We start from the raw sequence: 19,723 nt of genomic DNA, 5'->3' as shown, positions 1-19,723 counted from the left end.
GGCCTGAGCTAAGAGAGGTTCTGGCTCATCTTTTTGTTGCGATTATGCGGCGGATTTGCGGTGAAGCAAGCGTCGCGTTTCGATGGTCTTCCGTTTGATCCTTTCTCGTTGTTTCAGAATGGTCTGGCCGCGCCCGAAATAGACATCGGCCGGGGTGAGGTTTTGCAGGCTCTCGTGATAGCGCCGGTGGTTGTAATGATCGACAAAGGCATCGATCTGATGCCTGAGATCACCGGGCAGGTAGTAGTTTTCCAGCAAGATGCGGTTCTTCAAAGTCTGGTGCCATCGCTCGATCTTGCCCTGAGTTTGCGGGTGATACGGAGCGCCTCGAACATGATCCATCTGCCGGTCCTTCAGCCCGTCGGCCAACTCGCTGGAGATGTAACTGGACCCGTTGTCGCTGAGCAGCCGTGGCTTGTGCAGGACCGTCGCCCGATCACAACCCGAAGCCTGCAACGCGAGATCCAGCGTGTCGGTCACATCGCCCGACTTCTCGTCGTGCAGAGCTTCCAGGCGATGATGTAGCGGCTGTAATCATCGAGGATGGTCGACAGATAGAACCAGCCCCAGACACTGATCCAATCCCAGCCGGCTGATTGTCGTTCTTGACTTTAGCGCTGAGTGTGGTCGGCGCCAATTGTAAAGATGCGTCCAGAATGGCAAATCCGCAGCGCGTTCATCCGAGGTCTGGTAGGCGCGGACATATGCCCACTCTCTTAGAGCGGTCTGAATCAATCGCTCGGCCTTGCCTTTGGTTTTCAGAGTATAGGGCTTGGTTCGGATGTGTCTTATCCGGAACTCGGTGCATGTGGCTCGAAACGCATGGGATTTGTAGCAGCTGCCGTTATCCCGCGACCGTGTCCGCCGCCATGATCAGCGCCGAGTTGAGCGTCTTGAGCCTGAACTATGCCATGCATTGTCCTCGTGGCATGATTTGGCGCGATCCATGATGGGAAGAATCAATCCCCCGGAGCTTCTGGGACAATGGATTGCGTCGGACAAGCGCTGCCAAAGAGAAAATTCGAACGACTCGGCAGTGTCTTGCGTGCTCCCAAAACCAAGATACTCGAATAATGGACGCGGCAATACTCATGAGATTTGCCCTAGGCGTCGAACCGGCTTAGTCCTTATCCCGGTCGCAGAACCTGGCCGCGTCGGTCGTCTCTTGCGCTGCCTTGGGTCCGGCGTGGTGACTTCCGCAGTCCATGTCCAGGCCTCGAATTTGTCGCCCGTCTGGCGCAGATGGGTGTAGCGCTTGAGCGACGTCCAGGATCGGTGGCCGGAAACAGCGGCAGCATGCGGGACGTTGTAGCCGATCTCGAACAGGCGCGAGACGCCTTCGTGCCTCAGGTCGTGGAAGCGCAGATCCTCGATCCCCAGAAACTGCGTTGCCCGTGTAAAGGCCGCGCTGATCGCATCGGTGGAGTAGGGGAAGATCTGGCTCGCGTGTTTTGGCATTGCCTCGATGATCGCCAGCGCCGGATCGAGCAGGTCGCACCAGACGTCGTTGCCAATCTTCTCGCCAGGGTTCTTCATGTCGCGCACAAGAACTCGTTTACCTTCCTTGTCGAGGTCCGCCCATGTGATCCGCGTAATCTCGTCCTGCCGTCGCGTCGAAAAGATAGCAAAGGCGATGACGCGATGCATGGGGACGGAGGAGGGACGGCGGATCGAGCGGTCGAGGAAATGCGCCATCAACTGGTCGAGTTCGTCCAGCGTTGGCCGCCGGTCGCGGTGGCGGCTCTTCTGGGTCAAGCCCAGCTTCTTAGCGACGATCATCGCATTGCGCATCGCGCGCTCGTCCAGCGGAAAGTTCCAGGCCGGACCGGCGACGGTGAAGACCGCGCTGAGGTGAGACAGGTAGTTGGCCACGGTTTCCGGCGCGACACCCGTCTTCAGCTTCTCCTTGGCGAAGGCCACGATGTCGATCTCACCGCAGTGTTTGTCCGCGATGTCGAACTCCTTGATGCTTTTTAGCGCCTGCGCCTTCGTTCGCCCAATTTCCTTCGTGCTGTCTTCCACATACTTGTCGATCGCGTCACTTAGAGTCACATCACGGCGACGGCCAGTTTTTCGAGGGCTCCAGGCTTCGCCAGATCCTTTTCACGTTTTTCGATCCATGCCGCCGCAGTGGAGCGCAACTCAAAGGTTCGGTTTTCGCGTAACACGTTCTTTCCGCGCCGCCGAATGGCAATCTGAGAGAGCCAGGCCACGGAGCCGTCTTTCCGCTTGCGTTTGATGATGCTACCCATGGCGTTACAACATGAGGTTTCTGTTACAACATTTTCTGAAAACCATGACGGAAATGGGCGAAAATTACAACAAACTAGACAAGAATAAGACCGTACTGTAGGCGATAAGTGGCTGATAAAGATAAAAAATATAACGTTCTCAACGCGTCGCGATTGTCGGTGGCACCCATGATGGATTGGACCGACCGGCATTGCCGTTATCTGCACCGCCTGCTCAGCCGCCATGCTCTGCTTTATACCGAGATGGTAACGGCGCCGGCTTTGGTGCGGGGCGGGGCCGTACATTTGCTTGCGTATAATCCACAAGAGCATCCTGTGGCGTTGCAATTGGGCGGATCCGACCCTACCGAACTGGCGCAGGCGGCGCGGATGGGGGCCGGGGCGGGGTATGACGAGATCAACCTGAACGTCGGCTGCCCGTCCGACCGGGTGCAGTCGGGCACCTTTGGCGCGGTGCTGATGTTGCAGCCCGGTCTGGTGGCCGATTGTGTCGCCGCCATGCGCGATGCCGTGGATGTCGATGTGACGGTCAAATGCCGTATCGGGGTCGACGATCAGCAGGCCGAGGATACGCTGCCCGCGTTTCTGGACCGGATCGCGCAGGCCGGGTGCCGACGCTTCACGATCCATGCGCGCAAGGCCTGGTTGCAGGGGCTCAGCCCCAAGGAAAACCGGGATATTCCGCCACTGGATTATGATCTGGTACTGCGGATGAAGCAGCAGTTCCCAGAGCTGCATCTGTCGGTCAACGGCGGCATTACCTCGCTGGATCAGGCGCAGGGGTTTCTGGATGCGGGGCTGGACGGGGTGATGATCGGGCGGGCTGCCTATCACGACCCCGCCGCGATCTTGGCCGCCGCCGATCCGCTGATCTTTGGCACCGGCACCGCGCGGGATGCGGCCGATATTGTACACGAAATGATCCCCTATATCGCGGCGCATCTGCAGAACGGGGGCAAGCTGCATCAGGTCACACGCCATATGTTGGGGCTGTTTTCCGGGCGTCCGGGGGCGCGGGCGTGGCGGCGCATGCTGTCCGAAGGGACGCATCGGCCCGGAGCCGGTCCCGATCTGGTGCTGGCGGCGTTGGCCCAGGTGTCCCCGTCACCGCCTGCGCCCGCAGCGTGCGCGGGCTGAGCGTGCTATGGCGACCGTAGCCAGCACCGGCACTGCGTTTTCCGACCGGGGATGGGCGGTGTTTGACATTGATCCGGCGGTGCTGGACTGGGTCAGCCATGCGCTGCCCGCTGCACAGGCGGCGGTGCGGGACCCGAATCTGGCGCAGTGGATGCACTGCGAAGGCACATGGTTCGTCGGGGTCGATGCGCTGGCCAACGATTCCGTTGGCCGGGTCAATGGCTCGGGGCCGTTGAGCGGGGTGGCGGTGGATTTCCTGATCGACCGGATGGGGGCCTTGCCGCCCCTGCACCGCGCGCAGGTTTCGATCGTGTATCCGGGCTATCCGCGCCCTCGCTCGGGCGAAAGCGACGCGGCGTTCCGTTATCGTCTGCGCCGGGATGCGGCCCATGTGGACGGCGTGCTGGCCACCGGGGCAGACCGGCGGCGCAGGGTGATCGAACCGCATGCTTTTGTTCTTGGACTGCCGCTGAACGATGCCAGCGATGATGCCGCCCCGCTGGTGGTATGGGAGGGCAGCCATACGGTCATGCGCACGGCGTTTGCCCGCGCCATGGCGGCGCATGATCCGGCGATATGGGGACAGGTGGATGTGACCGAGGCCTATACCGGCGCGCGGCGACATGTGTTCGAAACCTGTCCGCGTGTTGCGCTGCCCGCCCGGCCGGGGCAGGCGATCCTGTTGCACCGGCACCTGCTGCACGGGGTGGCCTCCTGGGCATCAGGTGCCACGGCGGGGCCGGACGGACGGATGATCGCCTATTTCCGCCCGCAACTGTCCGGCGGCGTGCAATCCTGGGTGACCGGCGGCTGACGCGGATTCAGTGTTTCAACCGGGCGGCGCGCCCGCCGCGCCGTTTCGCCAGACGGGGCGCGCGATCGGGCAATTCCGCCATGACCGCAGCCCGCTCATCGGATGTCATTCGCGACCAGCGGGCGATCTCGTCGATGCTGCGCAGGCAGCCGGTGCACAGCCGCTCTACCGGATGCACAACGCAGATGTTCACGCAGGGCGAGTCGATCTCGTTGCGTTTCCACACCTTGTCACTCATCGCGCGGCCCCGTCCCTGATGTGGCGCATCCGGTCCAGCGCCCCCTGCAGGATATAGCTGGCGGCCACGTGATCAATCACCTCGGCGCGACGTTTTCGGGTCGTATCCGCCTCGAGCAGCGCCTTTTCGGCGGCGACGGTGGACAGGCGTTCGTCCCAGAACCCGATGGGCAGGTCGCTCAGGCGGTTCAGGTTGCGGGCAAAGGCGCGGGTCGATTGGCAGCGGGGGCCTTCGCTGCCATCCATGTTGCGCGGCAGACCCAGCAGGATGCCGCCCGCCTCCCGATCCGCGACCAGATGCAACAGCCGCTCGGCGTCCAGGGTGAATTTGCGCCGCCGGATGGTTTCAACCGGGGTCGCCGATGCGCCCAACCGGTCGGACACCGCCACGCCAATGGTTTTCTCGCCAAGGTCCAGCCCGATCAGGGCGCGCATCGGCGGGCAGGCGGCGGCGAAATCCTCGAACACATCACAGATCACTGCAGCACACCGGCCTGCCGGGCGGCGGCATCGATCACGCCCAGGGCGGCGTCATTCCCGGCAAACACCTGTTGCGCATTCCGGTGGATCGCGCGCGCCCGATCGGTGTCACCCAGAACGCCCAGGGCATTGATCAGCCGTGCCCATTCCGGCGGCGCGCCGCCTTCGGTCGCCAGCCGGTCCGACAGGCCCTGCACCATGCCCCGGATCATCTGGGTGCGGTCGGCCTCGTCCATTTCGCCTGCGGCGGCCACATCCGCGGCGGATGGGCCGGGGGCGGTTTGAGCCGCCGGCAATTCGAAATCCACCCCCGCCCGCATCGCCATTTCCACGATCTGCGCCCTCAGGGGCGGGGTCCAGGGCGCGTCGGCGGGGCTGTCGCGCAACAGGCTGTTCCAGATCCGGAACGCCAGGTCCGGCCGCCCGGTCTGGCCCATCATCAGCCCCCAATAGTAGCGCCCGGGGCCGTTTTCGGGATCGCGGGCCAATACCTCGCGCAGCGCGGCCTCGGCTGTGGGCGAGACATAGCCTCCTGCCGCCAGGACCAGCATGTCGACATAGTTGCCGTAATCCTCAGCGGTGGCCGCATCGCCCCTGAGCCGCAGCACCTGGGCCTGGGCGGCATGGGCGGCGGCAAAATTGCCGGTCGCGGCCTCGTGCCGGGCCAGCAGCGCCTGACCCTGGGCATCGTCCGGACGCGTGGCCACGGTTTCGCGCAGCCGCTCCAGCAGGGTCAGATACTCGGCACCCAGTTCGGCGGGCGGCTTGGCGGGGGGCAGGTTGGCCTCGGCCACGGCCTGATCGGGACGGTTGGCGCGCAGCTCGGTCGCGATCTCGATCCGCTGGCTCAGCCCCAGATCGCCATAGCCCGGCGCCCCCAGCGTGCGGTACAGCCACAGGCTGCCGCCCACCGTGATCGCACCGATCAGAATCGCCATTACCACCGTTATGCGGTGCGATTGACCGGACCGCGCCCGCCCCGCCTGCAGCTGTGAATCCGCCGTCAGGATCCGGCGCGATACCTCGGTCCGGATGCGGGTGGCATCGGCCTCGCCGATCACCCCACGCTCCAGATCGCGGTCCACGTCTTTCAGCTGATCGCGATAGACACGCAGGTCATAGGCCGCTGCCGGCTCGGCCTGCGGACGGCTGCGCAACAGCACCAGCCCCAGCGTTAACGCGATCACAAAACCCAATGCCGATGTGATTATCCAGAATATCATGCAGCCTCCTGCCTTTGGCCCTCATGTAGCCCTCCGGCGGTGCGGAAAAAAGGGTCAAAGCGGCGCAACCGACCCCAGCCGCGCGGCAAATGCGCCCCCTTGTCGCAAATTGTGTAGGAAATGCCGCGCAGAGTATCCTTTTTTGGGGCGGCGCTGCGCAGAAGCATTGGGTAAGCTGATGCTGTCCGAATCCATTTGCGCACCAGACCCGGGAGCCCTTGATGAAACGCTATTCCGCCTTTGCCATCGCCCGCGAAGCCCTGCGCAACCACACCGGTTGGGAACGGGCCTGGCGCTCGCCCGCGCCCAAGCGTCACTATGACGTGATCATCGTCGGGGCCGGCGGGCATGGGTTGGCGACGGCCTATTACCTGGGCAAGAATTTCGGCATCACCAACGTCGCGATTCTGGAAAAGGGCTGGCTGGGCGGTGGCAACACCGGGCGCAATACCACCATCATCCGCTCCAACTATCTCCAGGATCCCTCGGCGGCGATCTATGAAAAGGCCCGCAGCCTGTATGAAACCCTCAGCCAGGATCTGAACTATAACCTCATGTTCAGCCCGCGCGGGGTGATCATGCTGGCCCAGACCCAGCACGAGGTGCGCGGCTATCAGCGCACCGCGCACGCCAACGCGCTGCAAGGGGTTGCGACCGAGTTCATCACCCCGAGGCGGGTCAAGGAACTGGTGCCGATCATCAACCTGTCGGGGCCGCGCTATCCGGTGCTGGGCGGGCTGTGGCAGGAACGTGGCGGCACCGCACGCCATGACGCGGTGGCCTGGGGCTATGCGCGGGCCTGTTCGGACATGGGCATGGACATCATCCAGAAATGCGAAGTCACCGGTGTGCGCACCGAGGGCGGCAAGATCACCGGGGTCGAGACCGGCAAGGGGCCGATCGACTGTCAGAAACTCGGCGTCGTGGTGGCCGGGCATTCGGGCGTGCTGGCCGATATGGCGGGCTTCCGTCTGCCGATCGAATCCGTCGCCCTGCAGGCGCTGGTATCCGAGCCGATCAAACCCTGCATGGATGTGGTGGTGATGGCCAACACGGTGCATGGCTACATGAGCCAGTCCGACAAGGGCGAGATGGTGATCGGCGGCGGCACCGACGGGTCCAACAACTATACCCAGCGCGGCAGCTTTCACCACATCGAGGAAACCGTGCGCGCGCTGATCGAGACCTTTCCGATGGTGTCCCGCCTCAAGATGCTGCGGCAATGGGGTGGCATCGTCGATATCACCGGCGACCGCTCGCCGATCCTGTCCAAAACCCCGGTCGAGGGCATGTTCATCAACTGCGGCTGGGGCACCGGCGGGTTCAAGGCGATCCCCGGTTCCGGCTGGGGCATGGCCGAACTGATGGCCAAGGGCCACTCGCCGCTGACGCAGGCCTTTGGTCTGGAGCGGTTCCGCGAGGGGCGGTTCATCGACGAAAGCGTCGCCGCCGGGGTGGCGCACTGATGGCCGCCGCCAAAGCGATTACCGAGCAAGATACCGCGGATCCGGATTTTTTTTCAATCCGGATATTGGCGCGTAATTGTATGTTTTCAAATCATAAAGACGTGATCTGGAATGGTAGTTTCCGGCGTCGCGAAAAAAAATTTCGGAACCCGTTGGGTGAGGCATTTGTTTCTTCTACGTCACAGCACGGAAACGTGAAACGAGGAGTAACAAAATGCCGGACACCACGCACAGCACCACCCGCACACCGCATGACACTCACACCACGACCACATCTACATCCACCAGCGGCGGTTCTATGGGGCTGGCCTTTGTCGTCGGCATCCTTGTCGTGGTCGTCGCTGGCATGGCCTGGGTTCTGTTCGGGTCGGCCACGGGGACCGAAGACAGCGGCGACATCAACCTCACGATCGAGGGCGCGGCTGACGCCGTCAAGGACGCTGGAGCAGCCGTCGAAGGCGCGGCAAACGCCGTCACTGCGGACTGACGCACAACCTGCCTCTGTTACCTGGACCGGTGCCCGGAACGGCGCCGGTCTTTTTGCGCGTTGTCACGCCCCTCTGCGGGCGCGCGGAGCAGGCCGAACCGCGACCCGCCGCAAACTGACCGAGATTTCGCTGGCCAAGGCGGCCAGCCTGCCGCGAAAGGATAAGAGATGCTGACACTTCAATGCCCTTATTGTGGCGTCGCCGCCGATGAGACCGAACTCTCTGCCGGGGGCGAGGCGCATCTGAAACGTTTTGGTCCCGGATCGTCCGAAGAGGAATTTCACGACTATCTGTTCACCCGCGAGAACCCGCGCGGGGTGCATTTTGAGCGCTGGCGGCATTCCCATGGCTGCGGCAAGTGGTTCCATGCGGCGCGCGACACCCAGACACTCGAGGTGTTTGGCACCTACAAGGCCCAGACCACCGAGCCGCCCAAGGACATCCGCGACGCGATCACCGCCAAGCGCCCCGGCTGGACCTGGAGGGATGTCGCGTGATCCCGTCCCGTTCCGCCGCCCTTTCCGCCCTTTTACCAAATGAGGTCCGCGCATGAGCAAACGTCTGCCCACCCACGGACGGCTGATCGATCGCAGCAAGCGCATCGGCTTTACCTTCAACGGCAAGCCGCTGGCGGGCCATCCCGGCGACACGCTGGCCTCGGCCCTGCTGGCCAACGATCAGATGATGGTCGGCCGCTCGTTCAAATATCACCGCCCGCGCGGCGTTGTGGCTTCGGGCGCGGAAGAGCCCAACGCCCTGGTCAACATGGGGCAGGGTGCACAGTTCGAACCGAACCAGCGCGCCACCACCACCGAGCTGTTTGACGGGCTGGTGTCGCGCAGCCAGAACCACTGGCCCTCGCTCGAATTCGATCTCGGCGGTATCAACAAGCACCTGTCGCGGTTTCTGCCCGCCGGGTTCTACTACAAGATGTTCATGTATCCGCGCGCCTTCTGGAAGCACGTCTATGAACCGTTCATCCGCCAGTCCGCCGGTCTGGGCCAGGCCCCCAGGGACCGCGACGGCGATACGTACGAGCATTTCAACACCTTCACCGAAGTGCTGGTGATCGGTGGCGGCGTGGCCGGATTGCAGGCGGCCAGGACCGCGGCCCAGAGCGGCGCCAGGGTGCTGGTGATGGAACAGACCGCCGACTGGGGCGGTCGCGCGCCGGTGGATGGCGGCACGGTCGACGGTGCCCCGGTCGAGCGGTTCATTGAACAGACCCTGGCCGAGTTGCAGGCGATGGACAACGTCACGCTGCGCAGCCGCTGCATGGGGGCAGGGGTCTATGACCACGGCTATGTGCTGGGCTACGAGCGGCTGACCGATCATCTGCCGATGGCCGAGGGGCCGCGCCACCGCCTGTGGCGGGTGCGCGCCAAACAGGTGATCACCGCCACCGGGGCGATCGAACGGCCGCTGTCCTTTGCCGGCAACGATGTGCCTGGCGTGATGCTGGCCGCAGCCATGCGCGATTACGTGGTGAACTATGGCGTCGCGCCGGGCCAGCGCATCGTGATCGCCACCAACAACGACGATGCCTATCGCACCGCGATCTGTCTGAAAGAGGCGGGGCTGGACGTGCTGCGCATTCTGGATGCGCGCAACAGCGGCGGCGGCACTCTGATGAACCGGGCGCGCGCGCTGGGCATCCGCATCGACTGTGGCCGCGCCATCGCCAAGGTCGGCGGTGGCAAGCGGGTGAAAAAGGTGCAGATCTGTGCCCAGGACGGCGTCGGTGGCGCGCTCGAGGAAATCGCCTGTGATGCGGTGGCCATGTCGGGTGGCTGGTCGCCGGTGGTGCATCTGTGGTCCCATTGTGGCGGCAAGCTGATCTGGGACGCGGATCAGGCGCATTTCCGCCCCGATCCCGACCGCCCGCCCACCGGCGCGGATGGGGCCGGGTTTGTGACCGTGGCCGGATCCGCAAATGGCGAACTGTCGCTGGACGCGGCTCTGAAGGATGCCACCGAGGCCGGCAAATCCGCTGCCGTTGCGGCGGGGTTCAAACCCAGGCGCGGCAAAGCGCCCAATGCCACCGCAACGCCCGAAGCGGCCCTCGAACCGGTCTGGCTGATGCCGCGGGAGGCCCATGTGGGGCTGCGCAGCAAATCGTGGCTGGATTTTCAGAACGACGTCAAGGTATCGGACGTGCAACTGGCGGCGCGCGAAGGGTTCGAAAGCGTCGAGCATACCAAGCGCTACACCACACTGGGCATGGCCACCGATCAGGGTAAGCTGAGTAACATCAACGGGCTGGCGATCCTGTCCGATGCGCTGGGGCAACCGATCCCGGCCACCGGCACCACCACTTTTCGTCCTCCCTACACCCCGATCTCGATGGGTGCGATTGGCGGCGAGGCGCGTGGGGACGTGTTCCAGCCGATCCGCCGCACGCCGATGTATGACTGGCACGCGGCCCATGGGGCCGATTGGGAACCGGTCGGCCAGTGGCGCCGCCCCTATGCCTATGTGCAAAGCGGCGAAACCGTGCATGACGCGGTGATGCGCGAAGTCACCAACACCCGGCAGAACCTGGGGCTGCTGGATGCCTCGACGCTGGGCAAGCTCATCGTCAAGGGGCCGGACGCGGGCCGGTTCCTGGACATGCTCTACACCAACATGATGAGCACGCTGAAACCGGGCCGTTGCCGATACGGGCTGATGTGCAGCGAAAACGGGTTTCTGATCGACGATGGCGTGGTGGCGCGCATCGATGACGATACGTTCCTGTGCCACACCACCACCGGCGGGGCCGAACATATCCACGCCCATATGGAGGAATGGCTGCAAACCGAATGGTGGGACTGGCAGGTCTATGTCGCCAACGCGACCGAGCAATACGCCCAGATCGCCGTGGTCGGCCCCAACGCCCGCAAGGTGCTGGAAAAGCTGGGCGGCATGGATATCAGCCGCGACACCCTGCCGTTCATGGCCTGGGCCGACGGGCAGATCGGCGGATTCGACTGCCGGGTCTACCGGATCTCGTTCTCGGGCGAGCTGAGTTATGAAATCGCGGTTCCGGCATCGCAGGGGCTGGCCTTCTGGACAGCGCTGCACGCGGCGGGACAGGAGTTTGGCGTCATGCCCTATGGCACCGAATGTCTGCACATCCTGCGCGCCGAAAAGGGCTTTATCATGATCGGAGATGAAACCGATGGCACGGTGATCCCGCAGGATCTGGGGCTGGACTGGGCGATTTCCAAGAAGAAAGACGACTATCTTGGCAAGCGTGCGCAAGCACGCAGCCACATGACCGACCCGACCCGCTGGAAACTGGTGGGGCTTCAAACCGAGGATGGTTCGGTTCTGCCCGACGGGGCCTATGCGGTGGCCGAGGGGCGCAACGCCAACGGTCAGCGCAACACGCAGGGGCGCGTGACCTCGACCTATCATTCGCCGACGCTGGGCAAGGGTATCGCCATGGGGCTGGTGCTGGACGGGCCGGACCGCATGGGCGAGGTGCTCGAGTTTCCCGATACCGAAGGCAAGAGCCATAGCGCAAAAATCGTCGATCCGGTGTTTTTCGACAAGGACGGGGAGAAGCAGAATGTCTGAACCAGTCAGCGCCCTGAACAAGGCCGGCTTTGACGGTATCGCCCATGTGCAGGAGATCGGCCTGCAAGGTATGATCACCTTGCGCGGCAATCTTGCGGCCAAGGATCTCAAAGCCGCCGCCAGCGCGGTCGCGGGTGTGGCCATGCCCGGCGTGAACGAGGCCAATTGCGAAGGCGAAAGGGGCCTTTGCTGGATGTCGCCGGACGAGCTTCTGGTGCTGTGCCCCTATGACGTGGTGCAGGCCAACACCGCCCAGTTGCAACAGGCGCTGACGGGCACCCATGCGCTGGCGGTGAATGTGTCGGACGCCCGCGCGGTATTTCGGGTTTCCGGCCCGGTGGCGCGCGAGGTGATGGCCAAACTCTGCCCGGTCGACCTGTCGCCCGCCGCGTTCAGCCCCGGCATGTTCCGCCGCACCCGCATGGCGCAGGTGCCCGCCGCCTTCTGGATGGTGGACGAGCAGACCTTCCAGATCGTCTGTTTCCGCTCGGTGGCGCAATATGTCTTCGACCTGCTCAGCGTCGCGGCGCAGCCGGGAAGTGCGGTGAACTTGTTCTGATCCTGCCCTCCGGTTGCGCCGTTCACCGTCCCGAGCGCGCCTGCCTTCGGTTTTTTGGAGTAACGGTTGTGTTTCGGTGTCTGTGCTTCGCGGTGACTTCAATCTGCGCGTCTGCACTCGCGGCCGAGTCCGTTCGCTATGATTGTGAATACAAAAACCGGGGCAGGGGCGGCTGGGTTTTCAAGCAAGCGATCTACCAAGTGGATGCCACGCGCCGGATTGTGTCGATTCTCGACCCCGGCGTCATTCATGGGAATGACGGCAAGCCCTTGGCCGTGCCGCTCGAGATCCGCAAAAATGGGGTCTACATCTTTCGCTGGACCATAAGGCTGTCCACAAACGGCAGTTACGATGTTGCGGCTATGTACCGCGTGCGGCTGGAGCCCAAAACGCTGCGTGTGTCTCAATCGGTCAACGTCAATGACGATATGGACCATATCGGCGCCGGTCGCTGTACGGTGACGAAAAAGGCCAAATAGGCGGCGCGCAAGATCCGCGTTAACTGTCAAGACACGCGGTGGATCGGAGCGCCTTGTATCGTCATCCGGAAAACAGAAAACTCGGGAACCGGGTCAGGGCACGACCTGCGGTCAGCGCCTCAAATCCCGCAGTTCCCTTGTCGTCGCGCACGTCCGTATAGAACGACAGTTGGTCGCGCAGGGCGTTCATGCGCTGCGCACGCTCGGATTCGGGCAGAAACGGCGCGTGGGTAGACAGCAACAGTGCCGGGCGGTGTTGTTGCAGCCAGGGCAGCAGGGTCGGCAAGACGTCGAACTCTGCCCCTTCGATATCCATCTTGACCAGCGACACGCCTGACAAATCCACGGCATTCGCGAACTGATCGAACCGCAGGGTCAGCACGTCCGATCCCGCCAGGCCGCCGGGGTTCAGCAGGCTGGTGGTGCTGTCACCCTTTTCGCCGCGCATCCCGGCCATGCGTGCCACCCCGATTTCCTGGGACAGGGCGGCGGCAAAGGCGCTGACATTGTCCAGACGGTTCAGCTCGATATTCCAGGCCAGCGCGCGAAACGCCTCTGGGTCGGGCTCAAAACACCAGACATGCCGCGCCTTGCGCGCACCATACAGCACCGTCGGGCCGATCCAGGCTCCGATGTCCAGATAATCGCGCCCCTTGTCCAGATGCGCGGCCAGCATTGCCAGCGTCTCGGGCTCCCACTTGCCGGCGCTGGCCTTGCGCCAGAACTTGCTGTGATAGGGATCCAGCCGGAATCGTTCGTCCGCCAGCCGCCCGTCGTAAAACCCGCGCGCACGATACATCATTTTCCGCAGCATGGTCAGCATCGGACCCTCCGGGGTTGCATTGAATTGCCGTCCGGCCCTTGACCTGTGTCCGTCCGCGCCGCATGTAGCGCATAGGACATTTCATTACAGCGGGGGGCCGACCATGGCTTTTGAACTACCTGATCTTCCTTATGCACATGACGCGCTGGCAGCCAAGGGCATGTCAAAGGAAACGCTCGAATATCACCACGACCTGCACCACAAGGCCTATGTCGACAACGGCAACAAGCTGATTGCCGGAACCGAGTGGGACGGCAAATCGCTGGAAGACATCATCACCGGCACCTACGATCCCAAATCCGTGGCGCAGAATGGTATTTTCAACAACATCAGCCAGCTGTGGAACCACAACCAGTTCTGGGAAATGATGGGTCCGAATGGCGACGCGATGCCGGGCGAGCTGGAAAAGGCGCTGACCGAAAGCTTTGGCAGCGTTGACAAGTTCAAGGAAGATTTCAGCGCCGCCGGTGCCGGTCAGTTCGGCTCGGGCTGGGCCTGGCTGGTCAAGACCGCCGATGGCTCGCTGGCGGTGACCAAAACCGAAAACGGCGTCAACCCGCTGTGCTTTGGTCAGACCGCGCTGCTGGGGTGCGATGTGTGGGAACATTCCTATTACATCGACTTCCGCAACAAGCGCCCGGCCTACCTGACCAACTTCCTCGACAATCTGGTGAACTGGGAAAACGTCGCCAGCCGGATGTAAACCGGACTGGCAGTCGAATGTTTCCGGACAGCCCCGTGCGTTGCGCGGGGCTGTCTGCGTCTGCGGCCATCCGCTTGACCGCCCCGTCGCTGCGTGCCACGGCTGGGCGCGGGCAAGGAGAGGCAGATGACCCAGGGGCAACACGGCATCCTTGCGATGATCGGCGCGGCGGTGATCTGGGGCACCTCGCCGCTGTATTACAAGATGCTTGCGCATATTCCGCCGCTCGAGGTGCTGGCTCACCGCACCTTCTGGTCGCTGGTGTTCTTTGCCGGGGTTCTGGCGGTGCAGGGGCGGCTGGGTGAAATGCGCGCGGCGCTGGCAGACCGCCGCCGACTCGCGCTGATCGTGCTGGCCGCGCTGTTGGTGTCGACCAACTGGTTCCTGTTCATCTTTGCCACCCAGATCGGGCGCAACACCGAAACCAGCCTGGGCTATTATATCTTTCCGCTGCTGGCGGTGCTGATCGGCCGCTTTGCCTTTGGCGAGCGGCTGGATCGCCTGCAGTGGCTGGCGGTCGGGCTGGCGACGCTGGCTGTGGCGTTGCTGACCTGGGGGCTGGGCGTCGTGCCCTGGATCTCGCTGACCCTGGCGGTGACATTTGGCCTGTATGGTGCAATCAAGAAATTCCTGCCGCTGGGGCCGGTGGTATCGGTCACCTGCGAGGTTCTGGTGATCCTGCCGCTGTCCGCCGGGGTGCTGCTGTGGGTTCATGCACAGGGACAGGGCAGCTTTGGGCTGTCCCTGACCGACAGCGTTCTGCTGATCGCCTCCGGGCCGATCACGGCCCTGCCGCTGATCCTGTTTGCCATGGCCGCACGGCGGGTGTCGATGTCCACCGTCGGGCTGTTGCAATATATCAACCCGACGCTGCAATTTCTCTGCGCGGTGATGCTGTTTACCGAACCGTTCACCATCTGGCACCAGATCGCCTTTCCGCTCATCTGGACGGCGCTGGCGCTCTATTCGCTGGCCACCCTGCGTCAGGACAGGGCGGCGCGCAGGGCCTCTATCGCCGTGGCCGGTGTCTCGACCCAGGTGACAAATTCACCCAGCGAGGCATCGGCAAAACCCTGATCGATCACATGGTCGATCAGCGCCTTCAGCGGGGACCAGTACCCATCGCTGTTGAGCACCAGGATCGGCTTGTCATGCAGGCCCAGCTGCCGCCACGTCAGCGCCTCGAACAGCTCGTCCAGCGATCCGGCGCCGCCGGGCAGCACCACCACCGCATCGGCATTCATGATCATCACCTTCTTGCGCTCGTGCATGGTTTCGGTGACCACATAGCGGGTCAGGTCGGTCTTGCCGACCTCACGATCCACCAGGTGCCGCGGGATCACGCCAAAGGTATCGCCATCCGCCCCCTGGGCGGCGCGCGCGACCTCGCCCATCAACCCGACATCGCCAGCCCCGTAAACCAGCCGCCAGCCCTGCCGGGCGATCTCCCAACCCAGCGCGCGGGCGTCTTCGGCATAGACCGGGTTGGCCCCGGCGCGGGAACCGCAATAGACGCAGATGGATTTGACGGTCATGGGCGGACTCTTTTCATTGGCAGAGGTTGAAAAACTGTTGTTTTGACCCGTGATAGCGGGATTGCTAGGCTGTCTCAACCGCGCGGACCCGATCCGGGCCGCCAATTGGGGGAAATAATGGCATCACAGGCTGGCGGCAGCGCGCCGGAATTGGCGAGATGGGCATGGATCGGTGTCGCCATTGCGGCAGGTGTGGGGGGGCTGTATTATTTCGGCCTGCTGATGCCGACCGCTTCGGGTCCGCCCTCCGCATCCGCCCCGGCCGAGATCGCACCCGCGCCGGTCACCGAACCCGTGGCGGCACCGACACCGACCGCGCAATCCCCCGAGCCCGCGCTGGCCGCGCCAACCTTTGATGTGGTGCGAATCGAACCCGACGGCAACACCGTCATCGCCGGAACCGCCCCGGCGGGCAGTCAGGTCACGATCCTGCTGGAAGGGGCGGAACAGAGCCGGGTGCAATCCGGAGAAGATGGCAAATTCGTCAGCCTGCTGACCCTGCCCATGGCTGATACCCCGCGGGTGCTCAGCCTGACGGCGCAGTTGCAGGATCGCAGCGCCGCCTCCGCCGAGGACGTGATCCTGACCCCGGTGCCCGGCCCGGCCCAATCCGCGCCGCAGGATCCGACCACCGGCACCGCAGGCGGCACAGCCGCATCGTCAGAGGAAGTTGCGGCCCTTGATGTCGCCGCGCCTGCCCCGACCGAAACACTCGCGCCCGTGCCCGATACCGGACCCGCCTCAGCCGCCGGACCCACCGTGCCGCAGATCGGGCAGGCCCCCGCGTTCCCGACCGCTGCCGATGGTGACGGGGCACCAGCCGCCACCGCGGCCGCAGCCGTCGCAGAGCGACCCGCCGGGGCTGCCCCGACCCGGATCGACACCCCGACGCCCGAGCCGCAAATCGCCACCGTGCCGGGCCAGCCGGCGCGCACGGCCACCGCCGCAGCCGACACCGATGCGCCACAACTTGCACCGCCCACCTCCGTTGCGGTGCTGCGCTCCGGGGCCGAGGGGGTCGAGCTGTTGCACCCCGCGACACCGGCACAACCCGCCGGGCCGGCGCAGATCGCGCTGGACACGATCAGCTATTCCGGCACCGGCGCGGTCAAGCTGCGCGGCAATGCAACCGGCGGCTCGGTGGTGCGGATCTATCTGGACAACGAACCGCTGGCCGACCTCAGAACCAACGACGCGGGCCGCTGGCGCGGGCAATTGCCGGATGTCGATCCGGGCATCTATACCCTGCGCCTGGACGAACTGGACGATCAGGGCCAGGTGATCAGCCGCCTTGAAACCCCGTTTCAGCGCGCGGCGCCCGACGCCCTGCGCCCGCCCGCCCCCGACGATTCTGCCGAGGTGCCGCTGATCCGGGCGGTCACGGTACAGACCGGCGATACCCTGTGGGCGATCTCGCGCGCGAAATACGGCGACGGGGTGCTGTATGTAAAGGTGTTCGAGGCCAACCGCGACAGCATCCGCGACCCCGATCTGATCTATCCCGGTCAGGTCTTTGCCCTGCCGGACTGAACCCCGCCTCTGGTCAAGCGCGCGCGTCGCGCCTATGTGTTGGGCTTCGAACCGGAAAGACACATGACAGCCACAGAGACCGCCAGCACGGCCGAAGACCGACGGTCCGGCCTGCGCACCATCCGCCGCGTCGCCCCCTATCTCTGGCCCGACGACAAACCCTGGGTCAAACGCCGCGTCCTCTGGGCGATGGCGATGCTGGTTCTGGCCAAGCTGATCGCGGTCGGTACTCCGATCCTGTACAAGGGCGCGGTCGACGGGCTGGCCAAGGACGCGGTGCCGATGCTGGCCCTTGGCGCGGTCGGGCTGACCGTGGCCTACGGCGTGGCGCGGTTGATGACCGTCGGCTTTCAACAGTTGCGCGATGCGGTGTTCGCACCGGTCGGCCAGCGCGCCCTGCGGCAACTGGCACTGGAAACATTCGCCCATATCCACCGCCTGTCGATGCGCTATCACATCGGCCGCAAGACCGGCGGGCTGTCGCGTATCATCGAACGCGGGGTCAAGGGCGTCGATTTCCTGCTGCGGTTCATGTTGTTCTCGATCGGGCCACTGATCCTGGAGCTGGCGCTGGTCGGGATCATCCTGACGGTGATGTTCGACATCTGGTATCTGGTGATCGTCGCCATCACCATCGCGCTCTATGTCTGGTTCACCTTTGCCGTCACCGAATGGCGGGTCAAGCTGCGCCGCGAGATGAACGATCAGGACACCGACGCCAACCAAAAGGCCATCGACAGCCTGCTGAATTATGAAACCGTCAAATATTTCGGTGCCGAAAGCCGCGAGGCGGCCCGCTATGACGCGGCGATGAAAGGCTACGAGACGGCAGCGCTGAAAACCTCGTATTCGCTGGCGTTTCTCAACTTTGGCCAGTCTTTCCTGATCACCTGCGGTCTGGTCGGCGTGATGGTGCTGGCGGCGCTGGGGGTACAGGACGGTACGCTCACCGTGGGCGATTTTGTGATGGTCAACGCCTATATGATCCAGATCACCGTGCCGCTGAATTTTCTCGGTACGGTCTATCGTGAAATCCGCCAGGCGCTGGTGGACATGGGCGAGATGTTCGATCTGCTGGAACAGCCGGCCGAGGTCACCGACAGGCCCGGCGCGCCGGATCTTGCGGTCAATGGCGGCACCCTCATTCTGGACAACCTGCGCTTTGGCTATGAGCCGGCACGCGAAATCCTCAAGGGGGTGAACCTGACGGTTCCGGCGGGTAAATCGGTCGCCATCGTCGGGGCCACCGGGTCGGGTAAATCCACCATCGGGCGGCTGTTGTTCCGGTTTTACGACGTCACCGGCGGGGCGCTGAAAATCGACGGGCAGGACATTCGCGATGTGACCCAGGACAGCCTGCACGCGGCCATCGGCGTGGTGCCGCAGGACACGGTGCTGTTCAACGACACCATCCTCTACAACATCGCCTATGGCCGCGACGGGGCCACCCAGCAGCAGATCGAACAGGCCGCGCGCGATGCGCAGATCCATGACTTCATCGTCAGCCTGCCCGATGGCTATGACACCACCGTGGGCGAGCGGGGTCTGAAATTGTCGGGCGGCGAGAAACAGCGTGTCGGCATCGCCCGCACCCTGCTCAAGGATCCGCCGATCCTGCTGCTGGACGAAGCCACCAGCGCGCTGGATTCAGACACCGAACGCGAGATCCAGGGCGCGCTGGCCCGCGCCAGCGAGGGCCGCACGGTCATCACCATCGCACACCGGCTGTCCACCATCGCGGATGCGGACCAGATTGTCGTGCTGCACGAGGGCGAGATCGTCGAGCGGGGCACCCACGACGCGCTGCTGGCGCAGAACGGGCGCTATGCCAACCTGTGGAACCGCCAGCAGGCAGATCAAGAGGCCGCCTGAGGCACGTGTGTATCGGCGCTGATCCGGTTCAGCCCGAAAACCGCGCTCATCTCGTCCAGAATGGTGTTCAGCAGCCGCTTGTACTCTCCCTGGACACGTTGGGCCTCGATGGTGTCGCGGGCATTCAAATACTGAATCAGCAACCCGCCCAACGCGTCCAGTTTCGGATAAAACCGCTCGGTCAGCACATGACGCCGCGTGGACAGCCGTTCAAACACCTCGGTCAGGGGCACGATTTCGGTGCCGCGCATCAGCCCTTCAACGTCTGTGCCATGGCGGTACCGTCTTACGTCGCTGGCAATGCGGTCCAGGCGCGACAGCAGATCGTTAAGGGTCTCGTAGCGTTCGATCAACACCATTTCCTCAAATCGCGAACGGCGTTCCAGCCCAAGAGTCAGCGCCTTGGCATGGCGATCGAATTCCAGGTTGATGGCTTTCTCGGTGGTCTTTTTCAAAACGAACACCGCAGCTGCGATCAGCGCCGCAGCGAATATCAACGCAGGCGAATAGCTTTGGAATAGTTCAAGTATATCGGTCATCACCGTTTTCCGCCGCAATTGTCTG

20 protein-coding genes and 2 pseudogenes are annotated in these 19,723 nt (G+C 63.7%); 12 read left to right on the top strand and 10 right to left on the bottom strand.

Annotated features, from left to right (window positions below; genetic code table 11):
* Positions 1-42 precede the first annotated feature (42 nt).
* From NANH_RS25955 to NANH_RS29270, 4 genes and pseudogenes are all read right to left on the bottom strand, one after another.
* Positions 43-569: pseudogene (locus NANH_RS25955) on the bottom strand (transposase); the annotation flags it as partial.
* A pseudogene (locus tag NANH_RS27890) lies at positions 535-849 on the bottom strand (integrase core domain-containing protein); the annotation flags it as partial. The pseudogenes NANH_RS25955 and NANH_RS27890, both read right to left, overlap by 35 nt.
* A 240-nt stretch (positions 850-1,089) precedes the next feature.
* Complete coding sequence (locus NANH_RS25950; protein ID WP_245601437.1) at positions 1,090-2,052, bottom strand: site-specific integrase; 963 nt, start codon at positions 2,050-2,052, stop codon at positions 1,090-1,092.
* Positions 2,049-2,252 (bottom strand): hypothetical protein, encoded by a 204-nt coding sequence (locus NANH_RS29270; protein WP_245601436.1) that lies wholly within the window; start codon positions 2,250-2,252, stop codon positions 2,049-2,051. The genes NANH_RS25950 and NANH_RS29270 overlap by 4 nt, the downstream gene beginning before the upstream one ends.
* Before the next feature lie 108 nt (positions 2,253-2,360).
* On the opposite strand from NANH_RS29270, the gene dusA reads away from it, so the two are divergent.
* Positions 2,361-3,389, top strand: coding sequence for a tRNA dihydrouridine(20/20a) synthase DusA (gene dusA, locus NANH_RS0110365; protein WP_036049679.1), 1,029 nt, complete (start codon positions 2,361-2,363; stop codon positions 3,387-3,389).
* Between the two features lie 7 nt (positions 3,390-3,396).
* A complete protein-coding gene (locus NANH_RS0110360; RefSeq protein ID WP_051372340.1) occupies positions 3,397-4,203 on the top strand; it encodes a phytanoyl-CoA dioxygenase family protein in 807 nt (268 codons plus the stop codon).
* 7 nt (positions 4,204-4,210) lie between these two features.
* Here NANH_RS0110360 and NANH_RS0110355 read toward each other — a convergent pair whose 3' ends face one another.
* Genes NANH_RS0110355 through ccmI form a run of 3 tightly spaced genes read right to left on the bottom strand, consistent with a single transcriptional unit; the run spans position 4,211 to position 6,143 of the window.
* Entirely contained in the window at positions 4,211-4,441 is a 231-nt protein-coding gene (locus NANH_RS0110355) for a DUF1289 domain-containing protein (protein WP_027261981.1), read from the bottom strand.
* Positions 4,438-4,920 carry a Holliday junction resolvase RuvX gene (gene ruvX, locus NANH_RS0110350; RefSeq protein WP_027261980.1) on the bottom strand — a complete coding sequence of 161 codons (483 nt, stop codon included), beginning with the start codon at positions 4,918-4,920 and terminating at the stop codon, positions 4,438-4,440. The genes NANH_RS0110355 and ruvX overlap by 4 nt, the downstream gene beginning before the upstream one ends.
* Positions 4,917-6,143 carry a c-type cytochrome biogenesis protein CcmI gene (gene ccmI, locus NANH_RS0110345; RefSeq protein ID WP_027261979.1) on the bottom strand — a complete coding sequence of 409 codons (1,227 nt, stop codon included), beginning with the start codon at positions 6,141-6,143 and terminating at the stop codon, positions 4,917-4,919. The genes ruvX and ccmI overlap by 4 nt, the downstream gene beginning before the upstream one ends.
* Positions 6,144-6,364: 221 nt before the next feature.
* Between ccmI and NANH_RS0110335 the strand changes: the two genes are divergently transcribed.
* From NANH_RS0110335 to NANH_RS0110310, 6 genes are all read left to right on the top strand, one after another.
* Complete coding sequence (locus NANH_RS0110335; protein ID WP_027261978.1) at positions 6,365-7,609, top strand: sarcosine oxidase subunit beta family protein; 1,245 nt, start codon at positions 6,365-6,367, stop codon at positions 7,607-7,609.
* 214 nt (positions 7,610-7,823) lie between these two features.
* Positions 7,824-8,096 (top strand): hypothetical protein, encoded by a 273-nt coding sequence (locus NANH_RS25945; protein ID WP_074920728.1) that lies wholly within the window; start codon positions 7,824-7,826, stop codon positions 8,094-8,096.
* A gap of 168 nt (positions 8,097-8,264) precedes the next feature.
* The gene (locus NANH_RS0110325) at positions 8,265-8,594 is read left to right on the top strand and encodes a sarcosine oxidase subunit delta (RefSeq protein ID WP_027261977.1); all 330 of its coding nucleotides are present in this window, start codon (positions 8,265-8,267) and stop codon (positions 8,592-8,594) included.
* 52 nt (positions 8,595-8,646) lie between these two features.
* On the top strand, positions 8,647-11,658 hold the full coding sequence (locus NANH_RS0110320; RefSeq protein WP_027261976.1) for a sarcosine oxidase subunit alpha family protein: 3,012 nt from the start codon (positions 8,647-8,649) through the stop codon (positions 11,656-11,658).
* Positions 11,651-12,217: a sarcosine oxidase subunit gamma gene (locus NANH_RS0110315; RefSeq protein WP_027261975.1), complete on the top strand. Its 567-nt coding sequence runs from the start codon at positions 11,651-11,653 to the stop codon at positions 12,215-12,217. The genes NANH_RS0110320 and NANH_RS0110315 overlap by 8 nt, the downstream gene beginning before the upstream one ends.
* 200 nt (positions 12,218-12,417) lie before the next feature.
* Positions 12,418-12,696 carry a hypothetical protein gene (locus NANH_RS0110310; RefSeq protein ID WP_139236561.1) on the top strand — a complete coding sequence of 93 codons (279 nt, stop codon included), beginning with the start codon at positions 12,418-12,420 and terminating at the stop codon, positions 12,694-12,696.
* Positions 12,697-12,757: 61 nt separating this feature from the next.
* Here the strand turns inward: NANH_RS0110310 and NANH_RS0110305 are convergent, their stop codons facing one another.
* Positions 12,758-13,519 (bottom strand): FkbM family methyltransferase, encoded by a 762-nt coding sequence (locus tag NANH_RS0110305; protein ID WP_027261973.1) that lies wholly within the window; start codon positions 13,517-13,519, stop codon positions 12,758-12,760.
* Between the two features lie 103 nt (positions 13,520-13,622).
* Between NANH_RS0110305 and NANH_RS0110300 the strand changes: the two genes are divergently transcribed.
* Entirely contained in the window at positions 13,623-14,222 is a 600-nt protein-coding gene (locus NANH_RS0110300) for a superoxide dismutase (protein ID WP_027261972.1), read from the top strand.
* Positions 14,223-14,348: 126 nt separating this feature from the next.
* Positions 14,349-15,299: an EamA family transporter RarD gene (gene rarD, locus NANH_RS0110295; protein WP_027261971.1), complete on the top strand. Its 951-nt coding sequence runs from the start codon at positions 14,349-14,351 to the stop codon at positions 15,297-15,299.
* On the opposite strand, the gene NANH_RS0110290 is transcribed toward rarD, so the two are convergent.
* Positions 15,206-15,757, bottom strand: a complete 552-nt coding sequence (locus NANH_RS0110290) for an LOG family protein (protein ID WP_027261970.1) — start codon at positions 15,755-15,757, stop codon at positions 15,206-15,208. The genes rarD and NANH_RS0110290 overlap by 94 nt on opposite strands.
* A gap of 117 nt (positions 15,758-15,874) precedes the next feature.
* On the opposite strand from NANH_RS0110290, the gene NANH_RS0110285 reads away from it, so the two are divergent.
* Together NANH_RS0110285 and NANH_RS0110280 are read left to right on the top strand one after the other, a co-directional pair.
* Positions 15,875-17,287, top strand: coding sequence for a LysM peptidoglycan-binding domain-containing protein (locus NANH_RS0110285; protein ID WP_051372337.1), 1,413 nt, complete (start codon positions 15,875-15,877; stop codon positions 17,285-17,287).
* Positions 17,288-17,350: 63 nt separating this feature from the next.
* The gene (locus NANH_RS0110280) at positions 17,351-19,159 is read left to right on the top strand and encodes an ABCB family ABC transporter ATP-binding protein/permease (protein ID WP_027261968.1); all 1,809 of its coding nucleotides are present in this window, start codon (positions 17,351-17,353) and stop codon (positions 19,157-19,159) included.
* Here the strand turns inward: NANH_RS0110280 and NANH_RS0110275 are convergent.
* A complete protein-coding gene (locus NANH_RS0110275) occupies positions 19,144-19,698 on the bottom strand; it encodes a hypothetical protein (protein WP_027261967.1) in 555 nt (184 codons plus the stop codon). The genes NANH_RS0110280 and NANH_RS0110275 overlap by 16 nt on opposite strands.
* Between the last annotated feature and the right edge of the window lie 25 nt (positions 19,699-19,723).

This window comes from Sedimentitalea nanhaiensis DSM 24252 (genome assembly GCF_000473225.1).
Taxonomy (GTDB): Bacteria; Pseudomonadota; Alphaproteobacteria; order Rhodobacterales; family Rhodobacteraceae; genus Sedimentitalea; species Sedimentitalea nanhaiensis.
This window is presented reverse-complemented; position numbering and strand designations above follow the sequence as displayed.